General features: G+C 39.2%; 12 protein-coding genes. 4 read left to right on the top strand and 8 right to left on the bottom strand.

Annotated features, from left to right (window positions below):
- Positions 1 to 87: 87 nt before the first annotated feature.
- From B4H39_RS09925 to B4H39_RS09910, 4 genes are all read right to left on the bottom strand, one after another.
- Positions 88 to 981: an SPFH domain-containing protein gene (locus tag B4H39_RS09925; RefSeq protein ID WP_202231579.1), complete on the bottom strand. Its 894-nt coding sequence runs from the start codon at positions 979 to 981 to the stop codon at positions 88 to 90.
- 61 nt (positions 982 to 1,042) lie between these two features.
- Positions 1,043 to 1,711 carry a hypothetical protein gene (locus tag B4H39_RS09920; protein ID WP_202231580.1) on the bottom strand — a complete coding sequence of 223 codons (669 nt, stop codon included), beginning with the start codon at positions 1,709 to 1,711 and terminating at the stop codon, positions 1,043 to 1,045.
- On the bottom strand, positions 1,701 to 2,594 hold the full coding sequence (gene miaA / locus B4H39_RS09915; RefSeq protein ID WP_251423950.1) for a tRNA (adenosine(37)-N6)-dimethylallyltransferase MiaA: 894 nt from the start codon (positions 2,592 to 2,594) through the stop codon (positions 1,701 to 1,703). Before miaA ends, B4H39_RS09920 begins: the two co-directional genes overlap by 11 nt.
- A 102-nt stretch (positions 2,595 to 2,696) precedes the next feature.
- Positions 2,697 to 4,118 carry a polysaccharide deacetylase family protein gene (locus B4H39_RS09910; RefSeq protein WP_251423947.1) on the bottom strand — a complete coding sequence of 474 codons (1,422 nt, stop codon included), beginning with the start codon at positions 4,116 to 4,118 and terminating at the stop codon, positions 2,697 to 2,699.
- A gap of 197 nt (positions 4,119 to 4,315) precedes the next feature.
- Here B4H39_RS09910 and B4H39_RS09905 point away from each other — a divergent pair, with 197 nt between their 5' ends.
- The 3 genes from B4H39_RS09905 (at position 4,316) to B4H39_RS10260 (ending at position 5,324) form a co-directional block, all read left to right on the top strand.
- Positions 4,316 to 4,495 carry a DUF3042 family protein gene (locus B4H39_RS09905; protein ID WP_202231583.1) on the top strand — a complete coding sequence of 60 codons (180 nt, stop codon included), beginning with the start codon at positions 4,316 to 4,318 and terminating at the stop codon, positions 4,493 to 4,495.
- Between the two features lie 24 nt (positions 4,496 to 4,519).
- On the top strand, positions 4,520 to 4,690 hold the full coding sequence (locus B4H39_RS09900) for a DUF3042 family protein (RefSeq protein WP_251423944.1): 171 nt from the start codon (positions 4,520 to 4,522) through the stop codon (positions 4,688 to 4,690).
- Positions 4,691 to 5,219: 529 nt separating this feature from the next.
- Positions 5,220 to 5,324 carry a putative holin-like toxin gene (locus tag B4H39_RS10260; RefSeq protein ID WP_338147191.1) on the top strand — a complete coding sequence of 35 codons (105 nt, stop codon included), beginning with the start codon at positions 5,220 to 5,222 and terminating at the stop codon, positions 5,322 to 5,324.
- 69 nt (positions 5,325 to 5,393) lie between these two features.
- On the opposite strand, the gene B4H39_RS09895 is transcribed toward B4H39_RS10260, so the two are convergent.
- From B4H39_RS09895 to B4H39_RS09880, 4 genes are all read right to left on the bottom strand, one after another.
- Positions 5,394 to 5,597, bottom strand: coding sequence for a hypothetical protein (locus tag B4H39_RS09895; protein ID WP_251423940.1), 204 nt, complete (start codon positions 5,595 to 5,597; stop codon positions 5,394 to 5,396).
- A 165-nt stretch (positions 5,598 to 5,762) separates the two neighbouring features.
- Entirely contained in the window at positions 5,763 to 6,035 is a 273-nt protein-coding gene (locus B4H39_RS09890; RefSeq protein ID WP_202231586.1) for a DUF1048 domain-containing protein, read from the bottom strand.
- Between the two features lies 1 nt (position 6,036).
- On the bottom strand, positions 6,037 to 6,396 hold the full coding sequence (locus B4H39_RS09885; protein ID WP_251423935.1) for a DUF1048 domain-containing protein: 360 nt from the start codon (positions 6,394 to 6,396) through the stop codon (positions 6,037 to 6,039).
- Positions 6,393 to 6,716 (bottom strand): PadR family transcriptional regulator, encoded by a 324-nt coding sequence (locus B4H39_RS09880; RefSeq protein WP_202231588.1) that lies wholly within the window; start codon positions 6,714 to 6,716, stop codon positions 6,393 to 6,395. The genes B4H39_RS09885 and B4H39_RS09880 overlap by 4 nt, the downstream gene beginning before the upstream one ends.
- A gap of 163 nt (positions 6,717 to 6,879) precedes the next feature.
- Between B4H39_RS09880 and B4H39_RS09875 the strand changes: the two genes are divergently transcribed.
- Positions 6,880 to 7,812, top strand: coding sequence for a dihydroorotate oxidase (locus tag B4H39_RS09875; RefSeq protein WP_202231589.1), 933 nt, complete (start codon positions 6,880 to 6,882; stop codon positions 7,810 to 7,812).
- Positions 7,813 to 8,114 lie beyond the last annotated feature (302 nt).

Below are 8,114 nucleotides of genomic sequence, written 5' to 3'. Positions count from 1 at the left end.
AAAGGGTGGGTGGTTTGGCTGGGGACTTGGCTTTAGACATGAAGAAAAGAAGCCCCAGAAGGAGCTTCTTTTCTCTATTATCAAATTTTATTTGGCCTTTAAGGCACTCAAGATTTGTGTGCGAAGGTCCTCAATACCGTCCGCGCTAGCTGGTAAGAAAATCGTCGAATTACCGCCATTCGCAAACTGGTTGAGAGTGTCCAGATACTGGTTCGTCAAGAGAATCGACATGATTTGATCCTCCGTTAAACTTGCACCTGTGTTTTTAATTTCAATGATTTGTTGGGCAAGTCCATCAACGATGGCCTTACGCTGCTCTGCAATACCCACACCACGCAAACGATCTTTTTCTGCTTCCGCTTCCGCTGAGGTAACAATCTTGATCTTCTCTGCGTTAGCAAGCATTTGTGAAGCATCCTGTTTACGTTGTGCAGCATTGATTTCGTTCATGGATTGCTTAACCTCTGCATCAGGTTCTACACGAGTGATGAGTGTTTTAACGATGATATACCCATAGGTAGTCATTTCTTCTGCAACCTGATGTTGTACTTCCAAAGCAATCTCATCTTTTTTCTCAAAGACTTCATCCAGAGTCAACCTAGGCACAGCGGAGCGAAGAGCATCTTCAATATAAGCTTGAATCTGTTCCGCAGGATTCATCAGCTTATAGTAAGCATCTTTAATGTTTTCTTCATTAACACGATATTGTGTAGCAACATTCATCGTGACAAAGACATTGTCTTTTGTCTTGGTTTCCATGGTCATTTCATTTTGCAATAAGCGCAACTGGATGCGGGCAGCAACGCGGTCAATTCCCCAAGGCAATTTTATATGAAAACCTGCGGAAGACGTTTTTTGATACTTCCCAAAACGTTCGATGATTGCTACCGTTTGCTGCTTAATAACATAAAATAATGTACTTACACTCACCAAGAATATGATGAAGAAAACCGCAACGATGATAAGCGAAACTGTTAACATAAAAACTCTCCCTACTTTAGTTCTCTCCCCTAATTATACCTCATTTTTCAGAATATTCCAATCAAAATCCTTTAGAGATATACATGTAACATTTGTTTTTCTCCGCTTGATAAAGAAGGGGCTTAAGATAACCGATTTTTTCAGCCTGCAAAAGCAAATCTTCAAAATTATAGCCTGTCAAACGAATATAGTTTTCATTTTCATCTGCTGTTGTCAAGTCTGAGAGCTCATGCACATCTGTAAATCTCCCCTTAAAATCAGCTTTCTTCATAACCAAGTATTCGTTTTCCTGCTCTAAAACATAGTGAGGAAAAATTTGCGCAATTTCATAAACAATCTGTGTGGTCATCTTAAGCGGAAATTCACTGAAAACAAGTGCTTCCTCTTGAGCATTGCGGTAACAAAAGCCAAAGGATTTTCCTGATATATTCAGACGCACAAAACGGAAGTTTTCCGTCCCTTCTTTTCCCTCCAAATGAAAATTCGGTTGCGTTTGAAACATCGCTAAGTCACGAGATAGCGCAAAGAAATACTTGGTCGCATCCTGAGGAGAACGTTTTTGATAAAGCTCTGCAAAATAGGCATTGATAACACTTGAAGGCGGTGTTACCAAAAGCATTTTTTCCTTTTCGTCAGTCAGGCTCTCTAAACGATTTTCTAGAAAAACCCTATCCTGAGCCATATAGCCACCGTATTTCAAGCCTAAATCAATATATTCCTTATTTTTCACTTCTTTCCTCCATATTTAAAAATTCTTTTGCACACATTATAGCATTTTCCGGATAATCCATTGATAACACATCATAAAAATCAACATTCATACGGTTACGAAACCAAGTCAGCTGACGCTTAGCATATCTTCGTGAATTTCTTTTCACAAGCTCCACCGCTTCCATAAGTGAACATTCTCCTGCAAAATAGGGGAAAAACTCCTTATAGCCGATCCCCTTAGCTGCTTGGACATCTGGATAGCCCTCAAATAAAAATTTGGCTTCCTGAAGAAGCCCTTCGTCCATCATTTGGTCTACTCGGCTATTAATCCGCGCGTAAAGCTCTGACCGTTCACTACTGAGGCCGAGGATAGAAAATTCATAGTCCGGTTTCTGATTTTCACCTGTACCGAAAGCTTCTAATTCTAGAAAACGCACTGCCCTTCTCCGATTGAGCTCTGGAATCTCTTGTGTCACGCGCGCAAAGAGTTCTTCATCAGACAGCGCCTCTAGATTTTTACGTAATGTCATCATTTCCTCATGATGTGCCTGCCCTCCCAGATGATATCCCTCAAGAAGACTCTGAATATAAAGTCCTGTTCCTCCTACTATTATGGGGACTTTTCCTGCTTCAATAATTTGTTCAATACTTTGTGTTGCTTCTTGGACAAAGTCAAAGGCAGAATAGCTCTCATCTACATCACGTACATCAATCAAATGATGCACCACAGCAGCCTGCTCTTCTGGACTCGCCTTAGCTGTTCCAATATCCAGTCCCCGATAAACTTGCTGCGAATCTCCTGAGATTATCTCCCCTCCAAATTTCTGAGCCAACTGGATCCCCAGAGCTGTTTTTCCCACGGCTGTAGGACCCACAACCACTAAAACTTTCTTTTTCTTCATACTTTTACTTTTCTACTGTTTCTTTCTATTATAGCATATAGCATTTTTGACTTCGGGAATTATTTTTCGATATAAAAAACCTCAAAAAATTGAGGTAAAATTTTATCTCGTTGCATTAAAGTAAACTTGAGAATTTTCGAGCTTTCCACGCGCTTCAATCAGTTGATTTACTGTGACGAAAGTATAGCCCTGCCTTTTTAGTTTCTTGATTACTTTTTCTGCCCCATCAACAGAGCTATCGTAAATATCATGCATGAGAATGATGGAGCCGTCATAGACTTCATTCATCACAACCTGTTCTATCTGGTCTGCATTTTTACTCTTCCAATCTAAAGAATCCACACTCCATTGAATGATTGGTGTTTGTGCTTGCGCATTGATTTCAGGCGTTGTTGCTCCATAGGGCGGACGTAAGCCTTGTGGGGCAATACCGAGAGTCTTTTGGACTAAATCTGCTGTATTTTTGATTTCCTCCTGAACCTCTTTCATGGGAAGTTGCGGAAGGTTCAGATGATTAAAAGTATGAGAACCTACTTGATGTCCCAACTTATACTCCTGCTTCACTATTTCCGGATAAAGCGCAAGACGATTACCAAGTATAAAAAATGTTGCGGGCACATTTTCTTTTTTCAAAATAGAGAGCAAGCGCGGCGTAGTTTGTGGATCTGGCCCATCATCAAAAGTTAAAGCAACGAGCTTCTTGCTGGCAAGCTGTTTATTTCTAACCTGTCGAGCAGAAGGAATTTTTACTTTTGATTTCTCCGCTTCCTCCTTCAAATGCTCTACTAAGATTCGGGGAGTCACAACTTCTCCAAGCTCACGAAGTGGAAGGGAAACCTGTACATAGTTCTTGGTATCCCTGTTTATCTGATGCGGGGCAAAATAGAAAACTAAAGAATTATTATTCAAAACAAAGGTATTAAAATTTTGCTCAACAGCCTTTAATCCGCTTTGTAAAACCGCCTTTGCCTTTTGTGTGGAATAACGCTGCTCCTTTGAAAATTTGTCATAAATATACTTAGAAATACTTTGCAGATCCTCTTTTTCTTTAAGCAGATCTGAGATTTGTAATTCTTTTTCTTCTTTTAAATCATAGGTTTTCGTAATGACTTGACTTTCTGTTTGCAGCAGCGGACTGTTTTTTCGCATCACATTAAACTTAAAACTCACGATATCAGGGGATAACTCATAAGTTTCAAAAGACTGAAAGAAACTTCCTTTCTCTTTTGGATTATTTTCAAGGGTAGCTCTTTTAAAAGCTGAAAGCTCACTGCTTAAAAAACTTTCTAATTTTTGATTGATTTTCTTACTTTTAGTTTTAGGATAATTTACCAAAATTTGTTGCTCTTTATTTTCGGACTTCACCTCAATGCTAAAATCTTTTAAGGTTACACTTTTTATATAGGTATTAACTGACGGAGTCTTCGCTTTAGATTCTTTATCCCCCACTTTTTCCGACATCACTCCAATAATAATTCCGAAAATAGGCAAAAGCAGACCTAACCATAACCACTTCTTTTTCATGCTCTCTTCCCCTCCCCCTCTGCACTCTGATGCTCCTCTTTTTAAGATAACAATAATTTTTAATACTTTCAAATATTTCGTCTGTTTTACATATGCAGCAGCTTAAAATACTGGGCTTAGAAGCTTACAAGTGTTATAATAAACTTATACATTTCTAAAAGTATCATCATGATTGACAAACATAGGAGGAGAAAAGGATGAATAAATATCTTAAGGGCTATCTTATCGGAAAAGCTATTGAAATCACAGTAGCTGGAACGGCTGTGATGTTTGCTAAACATAAAGGATTGATTGATGCTGAAATGCATCCCAATCTAAAAAAAGATGTCGTTGTTGAAAATCAAAAGCGTGCCAGAAGAAAACGTCTAGCGCGCTAATAATCACTCTTGGAGGTATATATTATGAATAAAAATTTTGTTGCCGGTTTTGTTGCCGGTAAGGTCGTTACTCTTGCAGCTTTAGTGGCTGCTGGTGTCATTTATAAAAAACGTCGTATTGATCCTATAGAGCGCAAATGGGAATTTGTCCAAGAAAACCGTAAAAAGGCGAACCGTAAACGTATTGCCCCTTAAGCGAGTTATTAAAAATTTAAACAAAATACTTCTTCAATGACTCTCAAATAGAGACTGGTCTATTTATGAATGGATAAAGAAAAAACGGGAAATATTCTCGTTTTTTTTTGTCTTTCTCGCCGCCTCTAAGCCGCCTCCAAGAGATAAGGCGACTCTGCAAAGGGAGCCAATACTACCCTTTCATTTATAACTACATTATGAAAGCAACAATTAAAAAACTCCCCTATAGTCAGAATGAAAGACAATATGAGGTAATAGAGCCTTATATCCTCTGCTTCTTGCAATAGTCACAGGAATAAGCCCGGATAAGAATGAATCAAATGACAGTCAAAATAACAACCTTATCAGGCGGATAGCTTCGATTTATCGAGGTCTTTTTTTGTGCTGTAATCATACTGTAACGTATTTTGAAAGAGTGACTAATATGATATAATAGCCCAGTAGAAGTTTATGGACGGTAGCCTAACTGGAGGTGATGCTTATGAAAAATTGTAGGCGATAACCTCACAATACAGAAAGGCGACAAATTTTGTCGATATATGAAACACTCTCATTGATGATTGCACTTGCGTTATTAATGATTACAGTGATAAATAAAAACGATAAAAAAATAACGTCCAACTTTAGCGAGTGACGTTATTTTACGTTAACTTTGCTACCGTTCTTAATACGGCTACACGGGACTTGTTAGCGCAAGTCCTTTTTATTTAGTTTTATTATAACACCGCCCTGTCGGAATAGCAAGGGGAATAAAAATCTGCTGGAGCATTAATGTAGCCAGCAGAACTTCTTCTTCCTCAAATCCTCCAATCAGGAGTAGGAGTTCAGGAGCTGGTTCAATTTTTTCAAACTCTTGCATTGTATTAAACCCAAAACATGCTTTTGTTCCTGCTTTCCAGCTGTTCACTGAAACACAGGTAGTATTATCGGTAGCTCCAGATTTATGGAATCGCACTAATTAATGTAATTCCATTTTCTTATTTTTCAGATTTCCGCCACCATAGAAAAAACGCTCACCAGTGTCTTCTTGTACACCTGTGAAACGTTTCTCTTTTCATGAGATTTGCCTTCTTTATTTTTCACAAAGGTCATCCTGTCTGAGTAAACTGTCACTGAAAGCAGCAATGTCCCTTCCGGTCACTTGCAAAATGTCTACCTCTCTCAGTACTCCATCTTCAAAAATCTCCAGCAGTTCACGAAAAACCTGAGTATCTGTAACACCAATTTTGAAAAAATATTTTTGTATTTCTCGATAGACGATGTAATAGTCTTTTGGCAAAGTTTTTACAGCCGCTTGCAAGATACGCCATTCCTTTTTTCCATCTCTCATTTCCTGAAAACTCATCTTAGTCCCTTCCTAGCTTTTTGAACACGTTACGGTTAAGCTGTTCACGACACTTGTCACGGTAGGACATGTAAGGTATAGGCTTACGCTGGTCAAAGAGTTCTGCAACAAAAGCCTCCTTGTCTTCACCAATCACAGCTGAAACGTCTGCATAGTCAGATGCCGTCTCTTCAAAGAAGTCCAGCAAACTCGACATGATCGGGATAAGATTTCTCCCTGTCAAAGCACTGTATCTTTGGATATTTGGTTCTAGTTCAGCCCACATAATCCGATAGCTTTCTGGCAAATAAGCTACTCTTTTTTCAAAATCCGCTTGAGCAAGAGTCATATCTCTTCCTGTTACTCTATCCCAAAAATTCATCTGTCCCTCCTTATTTCCGCAAGTTTTTCTGAAAGAAAATCCCACCTCGTCCAAAAAGCAGCCAGCTCTTGCCTTCCTGCCTCATTGATCCTGAAGAACTTCCGTGCCGGTCCCTTATCTGAAACTTTCTTTTCTGTTTCTAATAGTTTTTGACGTTCAAGTCTAGAAGTTATGGTATAAACTGTCCCTTCAACTACATCGACAAAGCCATGCTCTTTTAATCTCTGGGTAATCTCATAACCATAGGTCTCCCCTTGGCTAATGATTTGTAATACACACCCTTCTAAAACGCCTTTCAGCATCTCTGTATTCTTTTCCATTTTCACCCCTGTCTAATCTGTATTAACTAATACAACTATACAGTAACACATATTAGTAGAAAAGCAAAGAGAAATAAGTTTTTTCCAGCTGTTTAGACTTAATCATTTAATTTCTCGGCTAATCATGATAGAATAGTAAAAATTATGAAAGAGGTTTAGTGATTTGAAACAAGAAACAATTTTTGCTCATGCTAAATTTTCCAATCCTTTTATGAATGCTTCTGGTGTGCATTGTATGACTATTGAGGAGTTGAAAGACTTGGAAAAATCTGAGGCTGGGGCATATATCACGAAAAGTTCAACTCTAGAAAAAAGAGAGGGAAATCCATCGCCGCGTTATGTTGACTTAGCCCTTGGAAGCATTAACTCGATGGGGTTGCCTAATCTAGGTTTTCACTATTATCTAGACTATGCTTTAGGACAACAAAAGCATCAAGAAACACCACTCTTTTTCTCTATTGCGGGGATGAGCCAAGAAGAAAATATCGAGATGTTGAAACTTATTCAAGACAGTGCTTTTTCCGGAATTACTGAACTTAACCTTTCATGTCCAAATGTTCCAGGAAAGCCTCAGATGGCTTATGACTTTCAGGCTACCGAAGACCTTCTCAAAAAAGTTTTCATCTTCTTTAAAAAACCACTTGGCGTTAAGCTTCCTCCTTATTTTGACTTGGTGCATTTTGACCAAATGGCTGATATCCTTAACAAATTCCCTCTCACTTATGTGAATTCTGTCAATAGTATCGGCAATGCTCTATTCATCGATTCTAAAGAGGAAGCCGTTGTCATCAAGCCTAAAAATGGTTTTGGGGGTCTGGGAGGACAATACATCAAACCTACTGCCCTCGCTAATGTTCGTGCTTTCTATACACGGCTTAAACCAGAAATTCAAATCATCGGGACAGGCGGTATTGAAACAGGGCGTGATGCCTTTGAACACCTGCTCTGTGGTGCAACCATGCTCCAAATCGGAACAGCTCTCCACAAAGAGGGACCCGGAATTTTTGCGCGAATTAGTAAAGAATTACAGGAAATCATGGATGAAAAAGGTTATCGGTCCATTGATGAATTCCGTGGTAAGCTGAAAAGCCTCTGAAACTCAGCAGCGATGGCAAAGCTTAGTCAAGCTTAACACGTTAAGGCAGCTGTATCAATAGCTTTATCTTAAAAAATCACTCAAATTTGGCACATAAGAATGCCAGTTTGAGTGATTTTTTGTTTGGTAAGTTTGTCTTTAGTTCGATTGGTTGATGATGAGGGCGGGGCGGGACCCTCCACCAGTATTTGCGCCCTGTGATGTATGTCCTCCATTAAGGGCCCCGCTTAAGTCTTGTCCATGTCCTCTATGGAGGATAACCCAAGAATGCCCTACTAGAGCACGAGTTCGAAGCCACCACC

The sequence above is a fragment of the Lactococcus sp. UBA7128 genome (assembly GCF_002492185.1).
In the GTDB taxonomy this organism is placed as follows: Bacteria; Bacillota; Bacilli; order Lactobacillales; family Streptococcaceae; genus Lactococcus; species Lactococcus muris.
The sequence above is the reverse complement of the archived record's forward strand: the minus strand, read 5'-3'. Positions and strand labels throughout refer to the sequence as shown.